15 protein-coding genes are annotated in these 20,923 nt (G+C 51.5%); 3 read left to right on the top strand and 12 right to left on the bottom strand.

Annotated features, from left to right (window positions below):
• Nucleotides 1-47 precede the first annotated feature (47 nt).
• Nucleotides 48-1,631, top strand: a complete 1,584-nt coding sequence (locus BJP35_RS20400) for a TerC family protein (RefSeq protein WP_047742862.1) — start codon at nucleotides 48-50, stop codon at nucleotides 1,629-1,631.
• 46 nt (nucleotides 1,632-1,677) lie between these two features.
• On the opposite strand, the gene asmA is transcribed toward BJP35_RS20400, so the two are convergent.
• The 3 genes from asmA to udk all read right to left on the bottom strand — a co-directional run bounded on the left by asmA (nucleotide 1,678) and on the right by udk (nucleotide 4,865).
• On the bottom strand, nucleotides 1,678-3,528 hold the full coding sequence (gene asmA, locus BJP35_RS20395; protein ID WP_014170831.1) for an outer membrane assembly protein AsmA: 1,851 nt from the start codon (nucleotides 3,526-3,528) through the stop codon (nucleotides 1,678-1,680).
• Nucleotides 3,529-3,550: 22 nt separating this feature from the next.
• Nucleotides 3,551-4,132: a dCTP deaminase gene (gene dcd / locus BJP35_RS20390; protein ID WP_020883257.1), complete on the bottom strand. Its 582-nt coding sequence runs from the start codon at nucleotides 4,130-4,132 to the stop codon at nucleotides 3,551-3,553.
• Nucleotides 4,133-4,223: 91 nt separating this feature from the next.
• A complete protein-coding gene (udk, locus tag BJP35_RS20385; protein ID WP_020883256.1) occupies nucleotides 4,224-4,865 on the bottom strand; it encodes a uridine kinase in 642 nt (213 codons plus the stop codon).
• A gap of 343 nt (nucleotides 4,866-5,208) precedes the next feature.
• On the opposite strand from udk, the gene BJP35_RS20380 reads away from it, so the two are divergent.
• Nucleotides 5,209-8,538, top strand: a complete 3,330-nt coding sequence (locus BJP35_RS20380) for a diguanylate cyclase (RefSeq protein WP_032681969.1) — start codon at nucleotides 5,209-5,211, stop codon at nucleotides 8,536-8,538.
• Here the strand turns inward: BJP35_RS20380 and alkA are convergent.
• Entirely contained in the window at nucleotides 8,503-9,375 is an 873-nt protein-coding gene (gene alkA / locus BJP35_RS20375; RefSeq protein ID WP_032681967.1) for a DNA-3-methyladenine glycosylase 2, read from the bottom strand. The genes BJP35_RS20380 and alkA overlap by 36 nt on opposite strands.
• 130 nt (nucleotides 9,376-9,505) lie before the next feature.
• Here alkA and yegD point away from each other — a divergent pair, with 130 nt between their 5' ends.
• Nucleotides 9,506-10,858 (top strand): molecular chaperone, encoded by a 1,353-nt coding sequence (gene yegD, locus BJP35_RS20370; RefSeq protein WP_020883253.1) that lies wholly within the window; start codon nucleotides 9,506-9,508, stop codon nucleotides 10,856-10,858.
• Between the two features lie 41 nt (nucleotides 10,859-10,899).
• On the opposite strand, the gene BJP35_RS20365 is transcribed toward yegD, so the two are convergent.
• From BJP35_RS20365 to BJP35_RS20330, 8 genes are all read right to left on the bottom strand, one after another.
• Nucleotides 10,900-12,387 carry an EAL domain-containing protein gene (locus BJP35_RS20365; protein ID WP_047743112.1) on the bottom strand — a complete coding sequence of 496 codons (1,488 nt, stop codon included), beginning with the start codon at nucleotides 12,385-12,387 and terminating at the stop codon, nucleotides 10,900-10,902.
• A gap of 359 nt (nucleotides 12,388-12,746) precedes the next feature.
• Nucleotides 12,747-13,220, bottom strand: coding sequence for a hypothetical protein (locus BJP35_RS20360; protein WP_020883251.1), 474 nt, complete (start codon nucleotides 13,218-13,220; stop codon nucleotides 12,747-12,749).
• Nucleotides 13,195-13,923, bottom strand: coding sequence for a winged helix-turn-helix domain-containing protein (locus BJP35_RS20355; RefSeq protein WP_047742866.1), 729 nt, complete (start codon nucleotides 13,921-13,923; stop codon nucleotides 13,195-13,197). Before BJP35_RS20355 ends, BJP35_RS20360 begins: the two co-directional genes overlap by 26 nt.
• Nucleotides 13,924-14,019: 96 nt before the next feature.
• Nucleotides 14,020-14,715 carry a fimbrial protein gene (locus tag BJP35_RS20350; protein WP_032680624.1) on the bottom strand — a complete coding sequence of 232 codons (696 nt, stop codon included), beginning with the start codon at nucleotides 14,713-14,715 and terminating at the stop codon, nucleotides 14,020-14,022.
• Nucleotides 14,712-16,328 carry a fimbrial protein gene (locus BJP35_RS20345; protein ID WP_072255707.1) on the bottom strand — a complete coding sequence of 539 codons (1,617 nt, stop codon included), beginning with the start codon at nucleotides 16,326-16,328 and terminating at the stop codon, nucleotides 14,712-14,714. Before BJP35_RS20345 ends, BJP35_RS20350 begins: the two co-directional genes overlap by 4 nt.
• A gap of 4 nt (nucleotides 16,329-16,332) precedes the next feature.
• Entirely contained in the window at nucleotides 16,333-18,825 is a 2,493-nt protein-coding gene (locus BJP35_RS20340; RefSeq protein WP_047742868.1) for a TcfC E-set like domain-containing protein, read from the bottom strand.
• A 55-nt stretch (nucleotides 18,826-18,880) separates the two neighbouring features.
• Nucleotides 18,881-19,558 carry a hypothetical protein gene (locus BJP35_RS20335; RefSeq protein ID WP_032678543.1) on the bottom strand — a complete coding sequence of 226 codons (678 nt, stop codon included), beginning with the start codon at nucleotides 19,556-19,558 and terminating at the stop codon, nucleotides 18,881-18,883.
• A 51-nt stretch (nucleotides 19,559-19,609) separates the two neighbouring features.
• The gene (locus BJP35_RS20330) at nucleotides 19,610-20,194 is read right to left on the bottom strand and encodes a common pilus major fimbrillin subunit EcpA (RefSeq protein ID WP_020883247.1); all 585 of its coding nucleotides are present in this window, start codon (nucleotides 20,192-20,194) and stop codon (nucleotides 19,610-19,612) included.
• Between the last annotated feature and the right edge of the window lie 729 nt (nucleotides 20,195-20,923).

Raw genomic sequence — 20,923 nt, 5'->3', positions numbered from 1 at the left:
GATCGAAGTGTGACATTCGTCATATAACAGAAGGTATTGCTATTACTATGGAATGGATTGCCGATCCATCAATATGGGCCGGACTGGTGACGCTGGTCGTCATCGAATTGGTGCTCGGTATTGATAATCTGGTCTTTATCGCCATCCTCGCCGAAAAACTGCCCCCTTCTCAGCGTGACCGCGCTCGCGTAACGGGTCTGCTTTTGGCGATGGTGATGCGGTTGCTGCTGCTGACCTCTATCTCCTGGCTGGTCACGCTGACACAGCCTCTGTTCTCCGTTCACGGCCTGAGCTTCAGCGCCCGTGACCTGATCATGCTCTTCGGTGGCTTGTTCCTGCTGTTTAAAGCGACGGTTGAACTCAATGAGCGGCTCGAAGGCAAAGACAGTGAAAACCCGACCCAGCGACGCGGGGCAAAATTCTGGCCTGTGGTGGCGCAAATCGTGGTGCTGGACGCCGTCTTCTCACTGGACTCGGTGATCACCGCCGTCGGGATGGTTGACCACCTGGCCGTGATGATGGCCGCAGTGATCATTGCCATTACGCTGATGGTGATGGCAAGTAAAGCCCTGACCCGGTTCGTTAACAGCCACCCGACCATTGTTATTCTCTGCCTGAGTTTCCTGTTGATGATTGGCTTTAGCCTGGTGGCAGACGGGTTTGGATTCCACATTCCGAAAGGCTATCTGTATGCCGCCATTGGTTTCTCAGTAATGATTGAAGCGCTGAACCAGCTGGCGATATTCAACCGTCGCCGCTTCCTCTCAGCGAATCAGACGTTACGTCAACGCACGGCCGACACGGTCATGCGCCTGCTGAGCGGGAAAAAAGAGGATGCAGAACTGGATGCGGAATCCGCCGCGATGCTTGCCGATCACAGTGACGGGCTGATCTTTAATCCGCAGGAGCGACTGATGATTGAGCGGGTGCTCAATCTTAATCAGCGGACGGTCAGCAGCATCATGACATCACGGCATGACATCGAACATATCGACCTGACGGCACCGGAGGAGCACATTCGCGCCCTGCTGGATAAAAACCAGCACACCCGCGTGGTTGTCACCGGCGGCGAAGAGGAAGAGGAGTTGCTGGGCGTGGTGCACGTCATCGACCTGCTGCAACAGCAGCTGCACGGTGAAGCACTCAATCTGCGTGCCCTGGTACGCCAGCCGCTGGTCTTCCCTGAGGGACTGCAGCTGCTTTCTGCTCTTGAGCAGTTCCGTAACGCGCGTACTCACTTTGCCTTTGTGGTGGATGAATTCGGTTCCGTTGAAGGACTTGTCACGCTCAGCGACGTCATGGAAACCATCGCCGGTAATTTGCCCAACGAGGTGGATGAGATTGATGCGCGCCACGACATCCAGAAAAATGCCGACGGGTCGTGGACGGCGAACGGCCATATGCCGCTGGAGGACCTGGTGCAATATGTGCCGCTACCGCTGGATGAAAAACGCGAGTATCACACTATTGCCGGTCTGCTGATGGAATATTTGCAGCGTATCCCGCAACCGGGAGAAGAGGTTCAGGTGGGCGACTATCTGCTTAAAACGTTGCAGGTTGAGAGCCACCGTGTACAGAAGGTACAGCTCATTCCACTGCGGGATGAAGAAGAACTGGACTATGAGGTTTAGTGAGTTGTTTTGCCCGGTAGCATGTGCGCTACCGGGCGCTCGGGCATCAAAGCTTATCTAACAGCTTCTTCACATCCTTCCCTGACTGTGAATCTTTATTCCGATCCGCCCAGTCGTTCAGACGACGTTTCGCTTCGTCCTGCAGATGTTTGCGCAGGATCTGATCCACCTGAAGGCTGTAATTCAGCGCCTGCCATTTGCCATAAACAGTGAGCGGAACCGGCGTCTCTTTAAGGAAGTCGATCAGTTTACTTTCACCCTGCCAGCCGGAAAGTACCCGCACGTTAAATCGGGTATCCGCCGTCTCTTTCACCAGATCCAGCTTACCTTCACCGGTTAACGACAGGAGTGAAGAGGTTCCCTGCATTCCGTCGAGGGTGAGCTGCCCGTTATCCAGCGTCAGGTCAGTGGTAAAGCTGTCGAGGCGCGTTGCGCTGTCGTAATTTTCCTGGGCTTTGACATCACTGCTGCGCTCCACCGCCTGCTGTACCAGCTGCTGGAAGTTAAGCCCTTCCATACGGGAGTCTTTCAGATCAAGATGGGCCTGCCCCTGCCATTCGCGGCGGAAAGCCTCAGCATCAATCTTCGTCCCCGAGAAGTCACCCGCCAGCGTCAGTTGGCCCGTTAAGGAGATCGGGTAATTAAAGGCTTTAAGGATGGTACCAATCTCAACGTTGTCGAGACGCGGCTGGAATTCGGCGCTGGCCGTCTCTTTACGCACGTCCAGCGTGCCCGGCAGAGAAAGATGTCCGGCGCCCATTTTGCCGCTCAGTTCGGAGATCACCAGCAAACCGTTATGGTTAAACATCTGGCTGCTCACGTCGGTAAAATCGATACCGCGCCAGCGCAGGCTGTTAGCTTTCAGTAAGATATCAGCCGTGAATCCGCGCAGACCATTATAGTCTGGCTGATCAAGACTCGAGGAGATGACCGGACGCGGCTTGGACGGCTGGCTTTGCCCATTCTGAGCAGCGTTACCGTCGGTTGCACCTGCTGGCTGAGGCGGAAGTAAGTTCTCCAGATTGAGCTTGTCAAACTGCAGATTCATTACCCACTTCGGCTTCTCCTCAAGCGTGACGCTCGCCTGCCCTGTCAGACTGCTGTCGTTCGCCTGCAGATTGAGGTTATCCAGCTCAAGCTGTTTTTGCTCTTCGCGCCACACGGCCTGCAGCGTTCCCTGACCGGTGATCCCCTGGGCAGGAAGATCGGCTCCCGTCAGTTGCCAGTTCAGTTGCTGAATATCCGCCGTGAGCTGATGGGGATAATCTGAGGCATTCACGTTGGCGTTCAGCGACAGATTCAGATCGCGCTGATCGCGGTTCAGCCTTCCGCTAAACTCCAGCGAGGCAACATGATGGGCGTCCTGCTCCATCTTCAGGTTGATGTTACGGACGGTTACCTGCTCGTCGGACTCATGCTGGAAAACCAGCACGCTGTCGGCGACTTTCAGTTTGGCTATATCAAATGACCAGCCCGTATCCGTCGGCTCGTCGGGCAGCGTATTTTCCCGCGGGGCGACCGGCGCATCCGAGTCACGCACGGCTTCAGTTTGCGGCGTCAGCTGAATCACCGCCCCTTTCAGCATCACCTGGTCGACCTGCAACTGGTGTGAAAAGAGCGGGATCAACGCCACATCAAGACGCATGTTATCGGCAGAGACCAGCGGCTGGGAGGCACCCGGCGCGGTTAACGACATGCGGCCTGAGAGAATGCTGAGTTGCGGCCAGACGTGCCAGCGCAGCGGCCCATCAAGCTTCAGTTGATAACCACTACGCGCTTCGACCTGCCGCACCATGTAAGCACGGAAATCATTAGGGTTAACAAGCAGGACTAACGCCGAAAGGCCAGCAACCAGAACCACCAGCAAAATCATCAGCGTTGTCAGAACTCTTCTCATAGCATCCTCAGTGGACTAACGATCAGTCTTTATCAATACGGCTCGCGACCGCACCCTGCTGGTCGCGATATTTAGCGTCCTGACGGCGGTTATAAGGACGATCTGCCGGACCGGTTAGCGGTTCAAAGCTCAGCGCACCGATCATCATCCCCGGACGCAGTGCCAGAGGCAGTTTACCGGCATTAAAGAACTCGAGCACGATACGGCCCGACCAGCCTGGATCGATACGGTGCGCGGTCACGTGAACCATCAGCCCCAGTCGCGCCAGAGAAGAACGGCCATCGAGCCAGCCGACCAGGTCCGCAGGCAACGTCACGGATTCATAGGTCACCGCCAGCGCCAGTTCACCCGGATGCAGATAAAAGGCTTCGCCCTCGTCAATAACGATTTCATCACTCATCACGCGATCAAGCGCGGCGCTGACTTCATCCTTCGGCCCGCTAAGGTCGATGAACGGTGCGGTATGGCCGCTAAAGGTGCGGAATTTATTTCCCAGGCGCACATCAACAGTCACACCATTGATACGCTCCACGGGTGGACGTGGTGTAATAGACAGACGGCCTTCATCCAGCCAGGCTTCAATATCGCGATCACAAAGACGCATCGCACTTTCTCCTTTCATGCATCGTACCCTGAAGCCATAAAGACTCAGGGCAAAACCAGGTTATCCCTGAACGGTACACAATTCGCGCGGCTTATTCAAAAAACTGGCTGATTTTCGCTTTTAAGATATCAATGGCTATGCGGTTTTTACCACCGCGAGGCACGATGATATCGGCGTATTGCTTGGATGGTTCAATGAATTGCAGGAACATCGGGCGGACAGTTTTCTGGTATTGCGCCATCACGGAGTCCATCGAACGTCCACGCTCATTCACGTCACGCTTAATGCGGCGCATCAGGCAGATATCCAGCGGCGTATCGACGAAAATCGAGAAGTTCATTGATTCACGCAGACGGGAGTCGGTCAGAAGCAAAATACCTTCAAGGATAATGACCTTCTTCGGTTCGATACGGATCGTTTCCTGCGTACGGGTATGTTCTACATAACTATAGACGGGAAGTTCAATTGCCTGGCCGCTTTTAAGTGCTTCTAAATGCTGGAACAGTAAGCTGTGATCCATCGCATTAGGATGGTCATAGTTAGTTTTTACGCGTTCTTCCATCGACAGATGGGATTGATCTTTGTAATAGCTGTCTTCGGGAATGACGCCGATATGCTCATCACCAACTTGTTCACGCAGTTCGCGGTAAAGCGTACTGGCAATAAGACTTTTACCTGAAGCCGATGCGCCGGCGATGCCTATAATGACGCACTGATGAGACTTATCAGTCATAAATTTAGCGACCTGATTAACCTGGATGTTAAGGAAGGACGACGCCGGAGCGTCAAACGCGGCAATTATAGGGATTTCGCGGGCATGATACCAGTCGAAAGCGCAGGTTCTGCGAGACAGGGTGAAAAGCGACGAAATGATCCCTTTGTGAAATTTAAACGCACGTTTTTTCAGCGTTTGCCGGGGATTTTTTACCGAGTAACTATTTAATAAGTCTATGATGTCAAATTATGAGCAGTCGCCATATGAATTGTAAATTGTTTGTACTAGCATAAACCAAATTATCAAATTCACTCGTCCGGACTTCTCTCCTGACGGCATGGCGTCTCTGGATAAAGCGGTAATGAATAAACAATACCAGCGGGTTTTGGTTACCACCCCACATCCTTTATTGCGACTTGTCTGTCTGGGCCTGGTCACCTTTATCTTTACCTTATTTTCGCTGGAGCTGACCCGCTTCGGCACCCTGCTCGCCCCGCTCTGGTTCCCTACCGCCATCATGATGGTGGCTTTTTACCGTCATGCAGGAAAGATGTGGCCGGGTATCGCTCTGGCCTGCTCGTTTGGCAATATCCTGGCCGCGTGGATGCTTTTCTCCTGGTCGTCGATCAACCCGACCTATACCGCTATCAACGTTGTTGAAGCCGTGATTGGCGCGGTGTTACTGCGTAAACTGCTCCCGTGGTATAACCCCCTGCAGAATCTGAATGACTGGATCCGTCTGTCCATCGGCAGTGCGCTGGTGCCACCGCTGGTTGGCGGAGTGCTGGTGTATCTTCTGGTGCCGGGTCCGGAGCCGCTGCGTAATTTCCTCGTCTGGGTGTTATCAGAAGCCATTGGTGCGCTGGCGCTGGTGCCGTTAGGGTTACTGTTTAAACCACATTATCTGCTGCGTCACCGCAACCCAAAATTGCTGCTGGAAACGCTGGCCACCATGGCCGTGACGCTGGCTCTCAGTTGGATGGCGATTACCTGGCTGCCGTGGCCCTTCACCTGCGTTATCGTTCTGCTTATGTGGAGCGCCGTGCGCCTGCCGCGAATGGAGGCGTTTCTGGTATTTCTGGTCACCGTGATGATGGTCTCGCTGATCATGACGCGTAACCCTGCATCCATGACGCCGCAAAACCTGCTGGTGACGCTGAACGCGCCCTGGCTGCCCTTTTTGATGATGCTGTTGCCGGCCAATATTATGACCATGGTGATGTATGCCTTTCGCGCCGAACGCAAACATATCACCGAAAGTGAAGCGCGTTTTCGTAATGCGATGGAGTATTCCGCCATCGGCATGGCGCTGGTCAGCATTGAGGGGCAATGGCTTCAGGCCAATAAAGCCCTGTGTAACTTCCTGGGATACAGCCAGACGGAGCTTCAGGCCCTCACCTTCCAGCAGTTAACCTGGCCGGAAGATTTGAATACCGATCTCGAACAGCTGGAGCAGCTGGTCAACGGCGACATCAACACCTACACCCTTGAGAAGCGTTACTACACCCGCAATGGTGAAGTGGTCTGGGCACTGCTTGCCGTCTCCGTGGTACGCCACACCGACGGTTCACCGCTCTATTTTATCGCCCAGATTGAAGATATTAACGACCTGAAGCAGACCGAGTGGGTCAATAAACGCCTGATGGAGCGCATCACCCTCGCCAACGAAGCGGGCGGTATCGGCATCTGGGAGTGGGATCTGGAGCCGGACATTATCAGCTGGGATAAGCGGATGTTTGAGCTGTATGAGATCCCGCCGCACATCAAGCCCACCTGGCAGCTCTGGCACGAAACGATGCTCCCGGAAGACCGCGCTCACGCTGAAAAGGTGCTCCGGGATTCCCTCATTTCACGTTTGCCGTTTAAGCTTGAGTTCCGCATTCGTGTTAAAGAAGGCGTGCGCCATATACGCTCTCTGGCGAACCGGGTACTGAACAAACAGGGTGAAGTCGAACGCCTGCTCGGCATCAACATGGACATGACCGAGGTGAAGCAACTCAACGAAGCGCTGTTCCAGGAAAAAGAGCGTTTGCACATTACCCTCGATTCCATCGGCGAAGCGGTGTTGTGTACCGATATCGACATGAATGTCACCTTTATGAACCCGGTTGCCGAGAAAATGAGCGGCTGGCTGCAGACCGAGGCTATCGGGCAGCCTGTCCTGAAAGTGTTGCACATCACCTTTGGTGAAAAGGGACCGCTGATGGAGAATATTCACAGCGGCGATATGTCCCGTTCCGATATAGACCAAGACGTGGTGCTGAACTGCCGTACCGGCGGCAACTACGATATCCACTACAGCATCACCCCGCTCAGTACGCTGGACGGGCAGAACATTGGCTCCGTGATCGTGATTCAGGACGTGACGGAATCGCGCAAAATGCTGCGTCAGCTCAGTTACAGTGCCTCGCACGATGCCCTCACCCACCTCGCAAACCGGGTCAGTTTCGAAAATCACCTCAAACGGCTCTTACAGACCGTACAGGAGACACGCCAGCGTCATGCGCTGGTGTTTATCGATCTCGATCGTTTTAAAGCCGTCAACGACACCGCAGGCCATGCGGCGGGTGATGCTCTGCTGCGGGAGCTTTCGTCATTAATGTTGACCATGCTCCGCTCCAGCGACGTGCTGGCTCGTCTCGGCGGGGACGAATTCGGGTTGTTGCTCCCGGACTGCAATATCGAAAGCGCGCGTTATATTACCGGCCGCCTGATTAACACCATCAATGACTATCACTTTATGTGGGAAGGACGGCTGCACCGGATCGGCGCCAGCGCGGGTATCACTCTGATTGATGAAAATAACCATCAGGCTTCGGAAATCATGTCACAGGCGGATATCGCCTGTTACGCCTCGAAAAACAGCGGACGCGGCGTCGTCACGGTTTATGAACCCCAGCAGGAACGGGACCACGGCATGCGCAGTATGATGTCGCTTGATGAGCAGTGGCACATGATTAAAGACAATCACCTGATGATGATTGCCCGCAGCGTCGCGTCTCCACGGATACCGGAAAGCTGCAACTTCTGGCTGATTTCATTACGCCTGTGGACCAGCCAGGGCGAAGTGCAGGAAGAGCATGCGTTCCGCTCCGGACTTGCGGAGCCTGAACTGTTGCACGCCCTCGACAGACGTATCTTCAACGAGTTTTTCCGCACCTCCGCCGCACAGGTCGCCCACAAAGGCATGGGGGTCGCGCTTCCGCTGTCTGAAGCAGGTTTAGCAAGCGTCACGCTGGTTGATGAACTTGTCGACCTGCTGGAGAAGAGTCCCATGCCGGGCCGTCTGCTGCATCTGGTTATCGCTGCCGACGTGGTATGTAACCCGGATGAGAACCTGCAGCAGGGCCTGCAAAAGCTTCGCCATGCTGGCTGCCGCGTCGTGCTCAGCCAGGTGGGACGCGATATGAACGTCTTTAGCCACCTCAGCGCCAATATGGCCGATTATCTGATGCTTGATACGGAAATGGTGACGAATGTTTATGGCAACCTGATGGATGAGATGATGGTGACGATCGTTCAGGGGCACGCCCAGCGCCTGGGCATGAAAACCATCGCCGGTCCGTGTAACCAGCCCATCATGATGGACACGCTCTCCGGCATCGGCATTGATTTTATTTACGGCGACACCATCGCCGAGCCGCAGCCGTTGGATCTACTGCTTAATACCAGCTATTTCGCCATCAACTGATGGCGCCCAGCCATCGGTATACCAGATGTGCAGCAACGCATACGAGCGCCAGGGCTGCCAGCGCTGGGCGTAGCGCCGAATTTGCGCAGGCGTCATCCCGGCAAAACGTTGCTTGATCAGATAATCATCCGGCAGAAAAACGTCCTTCGCCTGCCAGCCGCGCAGGGCCAGGTAGTTTGCCGTCCAGCGTCCTATCCCGGGCCGCTGCTGTAAGGCCTTCATTCCCGCCTCAATATCCGCAGGAGGGGAAAGCGGAAACGTCCCGTCCACCACAGACTGAGCCAGATGAACGATCGACTCCGCCCGCTTTACCGGCATTCCAAGCGCTTTCAACGCCAGCGGGTCCGCTGCGGCCAGCGCGTGCGGGGTCGGGAAGCAGAGATAACCCGGGGCGTCTTCAACCGGCTCCCCGCACAGGGCGACAACGCGGGAAGCCAATTTTGCCGCCATCGCCACGCTAACCAGTTGCCCGAGTATCGCCCGCACACCCTGCTCCCAGGCATCCATCGCCCCCGGCAACCGTAAGCCTGGCCGAGCGGCCCCCAGATCCCCCAGTGTCGAGCGGATCGCCTGAGGATCGCAGTCAAGATCGAAAAGTCGCCCGATACGCTCAAGACAGCTCTGCGCAACCGGAATCAAGCCCGGGCTGAGCGTCACGGTAAGCGTAGGGGTTTGGCTGTCCGGCGTAACGCGAAATATCCCCTGATGCCCCTCACAGGCGAAACTGCGCTCGTAATAGTGGTCCGTGACGGTCTCTACGCCCGCTACCGCACGTGCGCCAAGGAAACCAAACATCCATTGCCAGTCGTAAGGGGGTTGCCAGGTCAGGGTATACATCATCGCTCCTTTTTTGTTCCCCTCAGCATAAACCGAAAGGTCTTGTTTCGCCTTGCTTTCATATTCCTGTTGTCGCCAGGCAGACATTTCGCTAAAGTCTCGCCCCTTCTCACTGGCATGGGGACTAATCGTGTTTATTGGATTTGACTACGGTACGGCAAACTGTTCGGTTGCCATTATGCAAAACGGGCAACCACAGCTCCTGAAGATGGAAAAAGAGAGCACGCTGTTGCCATCAATGCTCTGCGCACCCACTCGCGAAGCGGTCAGCGAATGGCTGTTCCGTCATCATCAGGTTCCCGCTACCGCGGCGGAAACCCAGGCGCTGCTGCGCCGTGCGGTCAGTTTTAACCGCGACGAAGATATCGACGTGACCCCTTCCAGCGTGCAGTTTGGCCTCTCATCGCTGGGCCATTACATTGACGATCCGGAAGAGGTTTACTTCGTTAAATCCCCGAAGTCGTTTCTGGGCGCCAGCGGGTTAAAACCACAGCAGGTGGCGATGTTCGAAGACCTGGTGTGCGCCATGATGCTGCACATCCGTAACCAGGCGCAGACCCAGGTACCCGATCCCATCACGCAGGCCGTTATTGGTCGCCCGATCAACTTCCAGGGTCTGGGCGGTGAAGAGGCTAACCAGCAAGCGCAGGGGATCCTCGAGCGCGCCGCACACCGAGCCGGTTTCCGTGACGTGGTCTTCCAGTATGAGCCGGTAGCGGCAGGACTGGATTTTGAAGCCACATTAACGCAAGAGCAACGCGTGCTCGTTGTGGATATCGGCGGGGGCACCACCGACTGCTCTTTACTGCTGATGGGGCCACAATGGCATCAGCGTCGTGACCGCGAAACCAGCCTGTTGGGCCACAGCGGCTGCCGCGTAGGCGGTAACGACCTGGACATTGCTCTGGCATTTAAAAGCCTGATGCCGCTGCTCGGCATGGGCGGACAAACCGAAAAAGGCATTGCCCTGCCAATTCTGCCCTGGTGGAACGCCATCGCCATCAACGACGTTCCGGCGCAGAGTGATTTTTACAGCACCGCGAACGGGCGCTTCCTGAACGATCTGGTACGCGACGCGCAGGACGCGGATAAAGTCGCCCTGCTCTATAAAGTGTGGCGTCAGCGTCTCAGCTATCGCGTAGTGCGTACCGCTGAAGAGAGCAAAATCGCCCTCTCTGACCGTGCTGAACACGCTGTCTCATTACCTTTTATCAGTGATGAGCTGGCGACCGCGATATCGCAGGAAGGGCTGGAAACGGCACTCGCCCAGCCGCTGCAGCGGATCCTCGAGCAGGTGCAACTGGCGCTGGAGAATGGTAAAGAGAAGCCGGATGTGATTTACCTGACCGGCGGTAGCGCCCGTTCACCGCTTATCAAGAAAGCGCTGGCGGAACAGCTTCCGGGTATTCCGATTGCCGGTGGCGATGACTTTGGCTCCGTAACGGCAGGTCTGGCCCGCTGGGCACAGGTGATGTTCCGTTAAGCCCCGACGGAAGCCCTCGAAATGCGCAGGGCTTCCGTCGTTTACAGCGCGTTAAAACGCACATTTTCCTTTTTACCTGGCAGCACGCTGCCCTTTTTGCATGCCGCTTCTCTTGTCGTCGGCTGGCTTTGCTCGACAAATCGCCGGAAATCAGCGAACGGCACCGGGGGCAGGAAATGATACCCCTGCAGGTAATCCACCTGTTTGCTGATAAGCCACTCTCGCTGATAAGCGTACTCCACCCCTTCCGCCACGGTACGCAGCCCCAGAATCATCGCCAGATTAATAATCGATTCCAGCATCGGCAGCGGTTGGTTATCAGCCTGTATAGCGTTGATAAAGGTCTTATCGATTTTTATGACATCCAGTTCGAGTTCATTCAGATAGCATAAATTCGCGTATCCTGTACCAAAGTCATCCAGCGCAAACATCACCCCGCGATTACGCAGTGAACGGATCAGTTCTTTTATTGCAGGCGTCACGGCCAGCGTTTGATTTTCGGTAATCTCAATCATGAGCTTCACCGGTAACGATTCTGTCAGCTCTAAAAAATTGAGGCACTCCCAATAAAACACCGGGTTACTTAACGTGGTTGGACTGACATTAAACGCCACAAACAGCGGTGTATTTAACCCGTTGCTCTTTTGCTTTAAGTCACTGGCAACTTTATGCATTAAATAGCTGGTGAGTTCGTTAATCAGACCACAACTTTCTGCCAGCGGAATAAATTCTCGCTGCGAAATCGTGTAATTATGCCCTAATGGCCAGCGGGCCAAAATCTCTATACCGCACAGTTCACCACCTGCACCGACAACGGGTTGATAATAAGGTAAAATTTCATCATTTTTGAGTGCCAGACTCAGACGCCCCGCATCATTATTATCATAACTACGCCCGGTGGATTTGCGCATTAACGTACTGTTCTGCCCCACATCCCTTTCAGTCAGGAAACCATTGCGGATAAGAAAAATAATAGATTCAATAAAATTTTTAAAACCAAGCCTGTGCGTTATTTTATCCCGGTAGCGATACAGGGATTTTGTGGTCAATGAATTGGCCCGGCAGAATTCGGCCTGCCCCTCTTTCGTCATCATGGCATTAAGCATGTCTGCCTCAAATTCGGTTAACGCGAAAACGTCCAGCTCATCTGATTTTACGCGTGATTCCGGTTGCGGGGTGGTCATCAGTATACGCGTGAGTATATCGATGACGGTCGTATAATGCAGTGTTACATCAATTGAGGTACTGTATTCATAGCCTCGATTAATACACTCATTTTCGCTCAACCTGAGAACAACGCTGTTTACCATGATAAACTGGCTACTGTTACGATGTAGCCATTTCTTCACCAGGAAAAAGGGCATCCGGTTATCAACAATTAACAGACAGGAGTTGTATTGCTGAAAAGAAAGGTCTGACTCTGATATAAATGTCTGACTGTCGACCAGTACCAGATTAGGCAAAAAAGCCCTAAGCCCGGCGAAAAGATAAATGTCATAACTTAGCAGGAAGACCTTTTTCTTATTCATAATAATCACCATCACGTTTTCATTGTAAAACGCAGCCTTCCCGAACAGGAAAGTGTATTCACAATTGACCTGGTATTCACATAAACTTAAGGTAAAACAAATAAAATGCCTTTAGATTGCATAATGTGTAGTAGCTCATCCCCCTTGCAATAAAACTGAGCGCAGGGGAAATGATAAGAATATTCTTGCTGTATCGGTAGCGAATTCTGAGGTCCGAAATGAGTACAAACTTATGCGCTTATATTCACATTCAGACAAACTTTAGTGATAGTAAAATCGATTTTAACAGAATAAAAAACCATAAACAATGTGACACATAGGTTATTATTTCATAATAAGGCGATACCCCATTCTGAGGATTACGCTGCCCGACACACCAACAGGGTGCGTCGCAAATCGCGTATACCGTACACATTGTGCGCAATATGCATTATTTTATAATAGAAGTTGTGTTGCTTAGACATAATTAATCCCGTGATCTCATCAGGCAAATCATCATTATCATTTTTGATCACAGAAACCCGTTGGGTACGTATGTAGCCGTCACTATCATTACCTAAAAATTTAAGCATCGTGGAACGGTTAATGGCGTAACTTTTCCCATTAACATTAATCACGCCCACTTGTGACAATACCCCCTCTTCAGCAGATGATATCCTGAAAACCAGCAATACCTCCCCTTCGATGTGCATACCTGTTTTTTGCGTATTGAGCACAAGATGGTTCTTCGCTGAGCATACCAGCGCTGCCGGAACCTCATGACGTTTAAATAAAAACAAAAAAATGATAACAAGCGCTACGGCAAGACTAAAATACATAATTTTCGCACGCATGTGCAACTCCCCGGGAGCCTAACGTACAAATACTGAAAAATGATTCCTTTAGTTTATTACCTGCAGACAATCCATTGTCATCATAAAACACAATGACCTTATTTCTTCCCTTACAGATAGATTTGAATTGCTGCCATCGGGATGAATTCAAAAAAGTGGATATTTTCTCAACTGAATTATCATCTGTCGTAAATATTTCACAGGAACCGGATTTTTGTACATGCACGACACCATCGGTATCTCGTAATAATTTTGGCAGAAGGACAAAGCCAGATATCACCAGGCTGATGCCTAACATTCCGCCAACGATCGTTTTACCGTATCGCCTTAACCCGGGTTTGGTGGCGGAGGTTAATGCAGTGATGCTATGCGGAAACGCATCTTCTATTACGTTTTCGATCTGCGCCTGAAAAACAAATCCTTCTCGGGGGATAGTTGCGATCAGATTATCCATTCCCAGTTCTGCTAACGTTTTGCGCAAAATACTGACATTTTTATTCAGACTGTGACCTGATGGGATCAACCCATACCTTCCCCACACTTCTTCTATAATCAGATCCCGATGTAATTGTTTGCGGTTGTTCGCAATAAAGAGCTCCAGTAATCTAGCCGTTGCAGCGGACAGAACCACTCTTTCTCCCTGTACACTTAGCGCTCTGGTCTCTGAATCGTATACAATATGATCATTGATTATCTTTTTCATCCGGGAACTCTTTTATTATCGGCGGCAGTGCCAGCACGCAGCACAGAATATATTCCCAGAGTTCAGTTAGCAATATAAGAACTGTTTCTTTAAACTTTAACTGTTATTTTTAAAACAACCATCGCCTATCGGTATATATTTTTTCAACGCAACGATGAATTTTTTATTTTTAGTGTTTAACGCGCTGCTTCGGTAGGTCTCTCCAGGCAGCAGGTAGCGCATCGTCGCCTCGTCATCGGTTGACTGGCATCCCTTGTGTACGATGATCCGGAAAAACGTATTGCCGGTATTTGTCAGCGCCCCTTTTTGCTCATCCAGAGTATAACCTAGCGTCAGCTTTCTGGGTCTCACCACCAGGATCGTATCCAATGCAATAGCGGGTACAGCTTCACTTGCTTTGCCTGAATGACGTTCAGCAAACAGCGTTACCGGCATCTCGCGAAACTGAATCCGGTAGTAACGCTCTTTGTCATCCTCGGGCCCGCGATAGAAGATCTTAAAATACTCCCCGGCGTCCGGGGCGAGCGAAAACGTGAGCGGTGTAAACAGCAACTCCCCGTCCTCTATTGGCAGACGCTTTTCCCCACCCGGTCCTGGACGGTCGATTTTAATCGCCGAAATGCTGTACACATTCTGTTTGTGGCTGTCGTTGTAAATACGTTTGCTAATGAACGACCGCTCTGCGGGGATATCATAGATCGTGGAGTCCAGATACAGCGCGTGGGCAGAAAGCGTGTAAAGCGCAATGCAGAGTCCCACCACACCCTCCGCGACCTTCCGCCAGCGCATCATTTTGTTACTCCCAGCCAGTTCGCGGTGACTTTGATTTCACCACTGGCGCTGACCACGCCTTCCCAGTCAGCGCCAGCCACCGTCAGTGCTGAGCGGGAATCATTCATCGGGAACAGCAGCGTTAAGTTGGTGCTGAAAAAGCTGCCATCATCCGTGTTGTTGGCATCCCATGGCACCTGTTGCCATAACGCATCGTTCAGACTAATGGCATTTTCACTGCAGCTGTTCCTCACCTGAGTAGGGCTTCCCGACGCGGTGTTGTATTGCAGATAGGCAGGGACAGGCACGTTTATTCCCCCCTGGGCCGACGTAAACAGGCAGTAAGGGGTATCGTTGATTGTCGTGCTGTCCCCGATAACCTGGGCCGTAATACTGTCAGCCTGACGGGGTCCCGATACGGTGACGACATAATCCATCTCGATCGGCGCGTCATCTCCGATGGTGCCGCTTCCACTGGCAGAGGCCGTATTATTCGATGAGACAATGCTAATCCCATACTCCTTCGGCACAATATTGAGCTGCAAAGAGGGGGTAAACTGGTAATAGCCTGACTCCGGGGTTAATGCATTCGTAAACGCAAACGTAAAGGGCTGGCTGTTGGTAATACTGACGCCTGCATCCACCAGATTCTTAAGGAATGTTTTCGACAAAAAGACATAGATATACTGGCCAGATGTCGAAAAGACATTGTAATACGCCGTCGAGGCGCTGAAGTTATACCATGTCGAGCCATTTCCCGAATATTTCACGGTGGTTGCGGAAGGGGTAAAACCCAGTGCAGCAGAATCGATATACGCTCTGAACGTCAACGATGCCGTCAAATTTTGCGTCTGCTCAAGGTTGTATTTGACCATTTTACAAATTACGCCATCAACGTTACTGACGACACCCAGCTCACAGGATCCGGAATCATTTGTGATGCTTGGGGTTCCATCACTGGCGATCCACAGCTCCTGAAAGGCACTTGTTGATTCCAGCGCCAGATGTCCCCGCTTGTTTAACGTGTAATTGATGTAATTCCAGCGACCTGTTGTCTGATCCTTACAGCGTTGTCCTGAGGCGTAATCATAGTTAACCGAGGTATAGCAGCGGTTAAAAACATAGGTTTCGCTGCCACCCGTCGGCATATTACGGAAATACTCATAGGCTGAGTTGCTCAGCGAAGCAAAGCCATACGCTCCGCCAATAACCCCCGCCACGGATCCAACCTGCGCGTGGTAAAAACCATTGTTATCCACCCCCTGCCCGGCAATGTAGCCCGTCGTCGGACACTGCGAACCTCGGTAGCAGCGTATTCCGGTGAAAGGAGCATCAATGGGCGAATTATCAATCCACATATCCTGATAATTATTAGCCGGCGCAGTCCAAATGACATAACCCAGGTAACCGAGGCTGACCTGGGAGGTACCGTATTTAACCCAGGTATTTGACCCGCTGAAACGGGGATCTAACGCGGACGGCGTAATGAAATACTCACCGTCAATGTCGTTCTCGATAAATAAAAACGTGTTGTTGATCGCCCCTGACGATGAGGCGGTCAGTGCCCTTGCGGAGAAGGGAATTAACCCCGCCAAAAACAGGAGCGAAATAAAAACGGAAGCACTTTTTTTCATAGCATTATCTCTGCGCCATCGTGGTTTGTGGTGCACATTTAACATCCCCTACCCACGCAGCGCCCCTGGCTTTTTCCAGATCTAAATCCGCTTCGCAGATATTACCGTTGGCGGACACCAGGGTAATAACGGGATACTTCTTATCAATATCAATGGCGAACTCACCTTTCGCGTCGGTGCGCGTTTTGCCAATGTGGTTATGGATGTCCGTATTTGACGCCAGTTCACCATTGGGATATCGCACCCGGCCAAACACGGTCACCATACTTTTCACCTCAGGTGACACCACGCCGACGTTACCGGGGTAAAGGTTAAGCGCCTGTTTACGGCCGGAGACAATGTCAAAACTGTCTTCAGAGTTTTTATCATTCATAATTTCCAGCTTGTATTGCGCGTAAGGCGGGAGTGCAATAAAGCTCGATTTGCCGCTAAGAATATAATTTCGGTTATTTATTTTTGCGGCCAGCTTTCCATCACCCATAAGATCGGTTTTCACAATAATGCCCGAGCGCTGTCGCTCTTTGCTCAGACCAAAATCCCCCCCCGCCCAGGCAACGGAACCCTGAGAGGAGAAGTTCATATTGGTCGAGTTGTCCGCTGAACGGGTCACCGAAACCGTACCGCCGTTATAGCGGGTGTCATAACTCAGGTTGCCATTTACAGCGTAATTGTTGTCGTAGTTCTGCTCTCCACTCAGGCGAGTCGAGGCGGAAATGCCTGCAGACGTAATGACGCTATCCTCAAATTGTTTACGCGCGCTGATATTGCCCTGTGTTGCGCCGTAACGATCGCGTGAAACCCCGACACTCATCCACGAGGCCAGCGGCAGCGATAAATCCAGGCTGACATAGCGTTCCTGACGTCCGTCATCATTCGTATTGTTGTAGTAATAGCGCTGTACCCCGGCCCGTAACCCCACTGTGGCGTACCGTCCCGCATAGAGGGTGGTACTGTAATCCAGGTTTCGGTAGGTATTACCGGAATAGCGGTTTTCGGTCTGGCTGACCGTTAACGTGCCACCGTGCGGAATAAACCGGCTCAGGTTCAATGTTGCGCCAACCGAATAGTTATCCCGCTCCTGCACCGGCAGACGGTTACCGATTTTGCTGTCTTCCCGCGACGCCCACAGCGATCCAAACCCGCCTGGAGCATTAAGACTGGCGCTGCTGACGTTGCGCCATGTTCCGTCGTTCGCCACCAGCGTTTGTGTCCCGACGCTGGCATATTCGTTGACGTTAAGAGTAATGTCCGTTTCATTGACGGCATTGTCATCAAACCCATAGCCTGTCGTTTTCAGGGTGAGCCCGGAGAGCATTGCCAGGGTTAACGAGGCCGCACCACCCGCAATCCAGGTCTGTTCACTGCCGGCATCACGGTAATGATTGCGCTTATAACTCACGCGGTCGTAATCAAGTGAACCGCCAAAAATTTGCCATGCGACTTCATGCAGGCCTGCGGCCTGCTGGCGGGCAAAAATTTTATTCACCCGACTGACGCGGGTGTTCACCGTCCGGCCATTTACCACGACATCCACCGTGACGTCATACACACCGTAAGGGAACCGGCTGGTGTCAATTTCGTAGCTGCCCATGTTGAAGTTCTGAACGCTTAACAAGCGCCCATCACGAAACACATGCACTTCACCGGCAGACGGTAAAAATATGGTTATTGGGATCAAGGACAGGGAGGTGTTTTCAACCACCGTACTGCCTTTATTGCCGTAGCTGAGGCCGTAGATCTTGCCGCCATTCAGCGCATTGAGGCTGGCGATCGACTGAACGTTCCAGGTGTCGAGCATGCCCAACGCCAGACGATAACCCTCATAATCGCGCTCATACATGGCACGATACAGTTTGCTGGAGCGGTTACTCTCGCCAATACCATAGACCGAGCCATTGATATTGAGGTGGTGCTCTCTCAACGAGGTGGTGTTATCCAGGGTTAAATAACTGCGAGAGCTGCTGCCATTGCGGTAGTCATTGTAATAGGTGCCAAAGTTGTAATTCAGCACAGTAGACAGTCGATCAACGCTGGACGGTCCCAGCAATGAACTGCGGGCGACCACCGCTTCAGTCAGAGCATCCCGGCTGACAATCATCTCCAGATGAAAAGAGGAGACGTTTAATTTCAGCCGTGCGTCTCGCGAAAGGGCAAGAGAGGTATTGTCGATAAATTTCGCATCGCCTATTTTTTCCACCATCTCGCGCGTTTTCTCTGAAAGCACCGCGTTATTGGGCAGATCGGCAACCATAATGGATTTTACAACGATATTTCCCTCAACCAGCGAGATGACCGCATCAGCAATTTTTTGTTGGCTTTTTGTATCCGTCTCCTGGTAGCGGATATAAACGGGGACCGTCATCCCCTGTTCAAGAGAACGCGCGAATGCCCCTGGAATAACATAATTACCAATCTTAACCGGTGCAGAATGCGCAACCCCTGATGTTAGCGCATAAGAGAGTAATAAACTCCCTCCTATAAGATATTTAAAAGACATACGCATCCTTACTTTTCGGTATTTTTATTACTGGTACCGGAAATGACGCCGTGTATTACTTCACTGTAATAAATTGCTTGCCATGCCAAATCCCAATGCGGGTGCGACTGTTTGACACATCGCTTTTCTGCAATCTTATTTTTGTACCTGGCATGACGTAATAACGCTCGCGACACCCGCGTCCCCGATCCTGTGAAGCCTCTTTGCAGGCTCCGTAAGCAATGACCCGAAACGAGACGTTGCCTTTGTTGGTGATGACATCCCCGTCACGACCGTATTCGAATCGTTCCTTGCGTGGCGCCACGACCAGTATTGTCCCGATTTCTGCCGACGCTGTCGCAATCGCGGCTTTGCCAGCCTTAGTCGATGCGCTTTCGCTTACGGGTTCGTCAACCCACTGCAGCCGGTAATAACGTTCTTTGTCATCTTCAGGGCCCTTATAGAAAAAGCGAAAAACATCTTTCGCATCACCGGGTAAAATAAGGCTCGCCGGTGTAGAAAGTAATTCTCCCGACGTTTCAAATTGCATTTCTGTTCCGTCAGGCAGCGGTGAAGAGAGCCTTTTTACGGTAACGCTCACATAGCGGGCGGAATCAGTGGTGTTGATAATTTCTTTTGATAACGCGTTTTGATCGGCCGTCATTATCGACGTGATATCACCCACATTAATCGCCAGACTGGAAAAGGATATAGCCATCCCTGCCAGCGCTGCGAGTGGCAAATATTTCTTCATCAGTGCATTCCTGAGAAATTCGGGAGAGAGCCTCTCCCGAATTAATATTCATTACGCTGGAGTGGTCCAGGTTGCATTGAACTGAACCTTTACGTCACCCGTCCAGTAACCATCCGGCAGCGCAGAATAGTCAGTTACAGCAGTCGAACCGTCAGAAGTCGCTGAAGCGATGGAGAATTTGAAGCTGGACTGATCGCTTACACGCTCAGCGCCGTTATAGGCGCCATCGGCCAGCAGGCTTTCCAGACCTGAAGTGGAAGCCGCATTCACCAGAACGGTTTCGGCAGAGTTAGACAGCGCCTGACCATTCCATGCCACGCCCACATTCAGGGTAGATGCATCACCGCTTGCATTGGTCAGCGTATTGCTGATGACCTGAGCAGTCAGTTCAAAATCGGTTGCACTTTCCTGTCCCTGAATCGTCACATCAAAAGCGCCATCCTGAGTGTTAAACCCATTCAGGCCCTCTGCATACTGGAACGTCAGCGAGTTCAATGGGGTCACGACCAGCAGGCTGGTTGTATCTTTCGTTGCCGTTGCATCCCATGATGCGGTGGCAGATGCCGTAACATCAGCCATAGCATTTGCAGCAGCAAATACAGAAACCAGAGAGGCCACCAGTAATAATTTTTTCATTTTCATCTCCTGAGAACAAACGTACTGCCAGGTGCCATTTAATAAATAACCTGGAAGCTCCATTTAAATGCGAACGGGATTTACCGCGCCGAAAAAGTATTATTTGAATTATGTTTCAGGACAACCAATCGAATGACGAAAAAACCCTCCGCCGTTAGGATTTTTCTCATAATCATTCATGACGAGATCGCTTAAATAAAAACATAAAACCATTTAAATAACATTTTTAAAATAAAAACCTATAATTATCGCAATTTTAGGTAATTTAAACTGTTTTAGCTTTTTGATACAAATCAAAAGTGGTGCAATGAAAGGAATAACAAAAACATATTTCAAATCAAATAAATACGTCACATTGCAAAAAATCATTAGTTTGTTAATGATTTGATAACAAGATGAAAAATATTGGTATAACAGAGAATATTCCGATCCTTACATGATGAATAATGAAATTTTCCTAAAGACAAATTAAATAATAAAACCAATTGTTATCTTTCTCCGTTTCTCACCCGGCAGATAAATAATAAGAATATTTCAGGTGGCAGGGAATATTCCTGGTAAATTATGCACTGGCAATTGATCCGATTTGAAGGCCGTCTCACGCCGCGCCCCTCCCCCTGCCAATCAGACAAATCCAGACAGTCTTCCATATTTCCTCCATTTTTCTGCCGTGTTGCCTGACTAAACTAGTATCATTCCCCGAAGTATTCAGGATGAGAACGTATAACG

This window comes from Enterobacter sp. J49 (assembly GCF_002148625.1).
In the GTDB taxonomy this organism is placed as follows: domain Bacteria; phylum Pseudomonadota; class Gammaproteobacteria; order Enterobacterales; family Enterobacteriaceae; genus Enterobacter; species Enterobacter ludwigii.
The sequence above is the reverse complement of the archived record's forward strand: the minus strand, read 5'-3'. Positions and strand labels throughout refer to the sequence as shown.

What these genes read in the sequence shown, in the direction of transcription:
- BJP35_RS20380 (WP_032681969.1), top strand. Translation starts at nt 5,209, where the DNA reads ATGAATAAACAATACCAGCGGGTTTTGGTTACCACCCCACATCCTTTA.
- BJP35_RS20335 (WP_032678543.1), bottom strand. Translation starts at nt 19,558, where the DNA reads ATGAAGAAATATTTGCCACTCGCAGCGCTGGCAGGGATGGCTATATCC.
- BJP35_RS20355 (WP_047742866.1), bottom strand. Translation starts at nt 13,923, where the DNA reads ATGAAAAAGATAATCAATGATCATATTGTATACGATTCAGAGACCAGA.
- asmA (WP_014170831.1), bottom strand. Translation starts at nt 3,528, where the DNA reads ATGAGAAGAGTTCTGACAACGCTGATGATTTTGCTGGTGGTTCTGGTT.
- BJP35_RS20360 (WP_020883251.1), bottom strand. Translation starts at nt 13,220, where the DNA reads ATGCGTGCGAAAATTATGTATTTTAGTCTTGCCGTAGCGCTTGTTATC.
- BJP35_RS20365 (WP_047743112.1), bottom strand. Translation starts at nt 12,387, where the DNA reads ATGAATAAGAAAAAGGTCTTCCTGCTAAGTTATGACATTTATCTTTTC.
- BJP35_RS20330 (WP_020883247.1), bottom strand. Translation starts at nt 20,194, where the DNA reads ATGAAAAAATTATTACTGGTGGCCTCTCTGGTTTCTGTATTTGCTGCT.
- alkA (WP_032681967.1), bottom strand. Translation starts at nt 9,375, where the DNA reads ATGTATACCCTGACCTGGCAACCCCCTTACGACTGGCAATGGATGTTT.
- dcd (WP_020883257.1), bottom strand. Translation starts at nt 4,132, where the DNA reads ATGCGTCTTTGTGATCGCGATATTGAAGCCTGGCTGGATGAAGGCCGT.
- BJP35_RS20400 (WP_047742862.1), top strand. Translation starts at nt 48, where the DNA reads ATGGAATGGATTGCCGATCCATCAATATGGGCCGGACTGGTGACGCTG.
- BJP35_RS20340 (WP_047742868.1), bottom strand. Translation starts at nt 18,825, where the DNA reads ATGTCTTTTAAATATCTTATAGGAGGGAGTTTATTACTCTCTTATGCG.
- BJP35_RS20350 (WP_032680624.1), bottom strand. Translation starts at nt 14,715, where the DNA reads ATGATGCGCTGGCGGAAGGTCGCGGAGGGTGTGGTGGGACTCTGCATT.
- BJP35_RS20345 (WP_072255707.1), bottom strand. Translation starts at nt 16,328, where the DNA reads ATGAAAAAAAGTGCTTCCGTTTTTATTTCGCTCCTGTTTTTGGCGGGG.
- udk (WP_020883256.1), bottom strand. Translation starts at nt 4,865, where the DNA reads ATGACTGATAAGTCTCATCAGTGCGTCATTATAGGCATCGCCGGCGCA.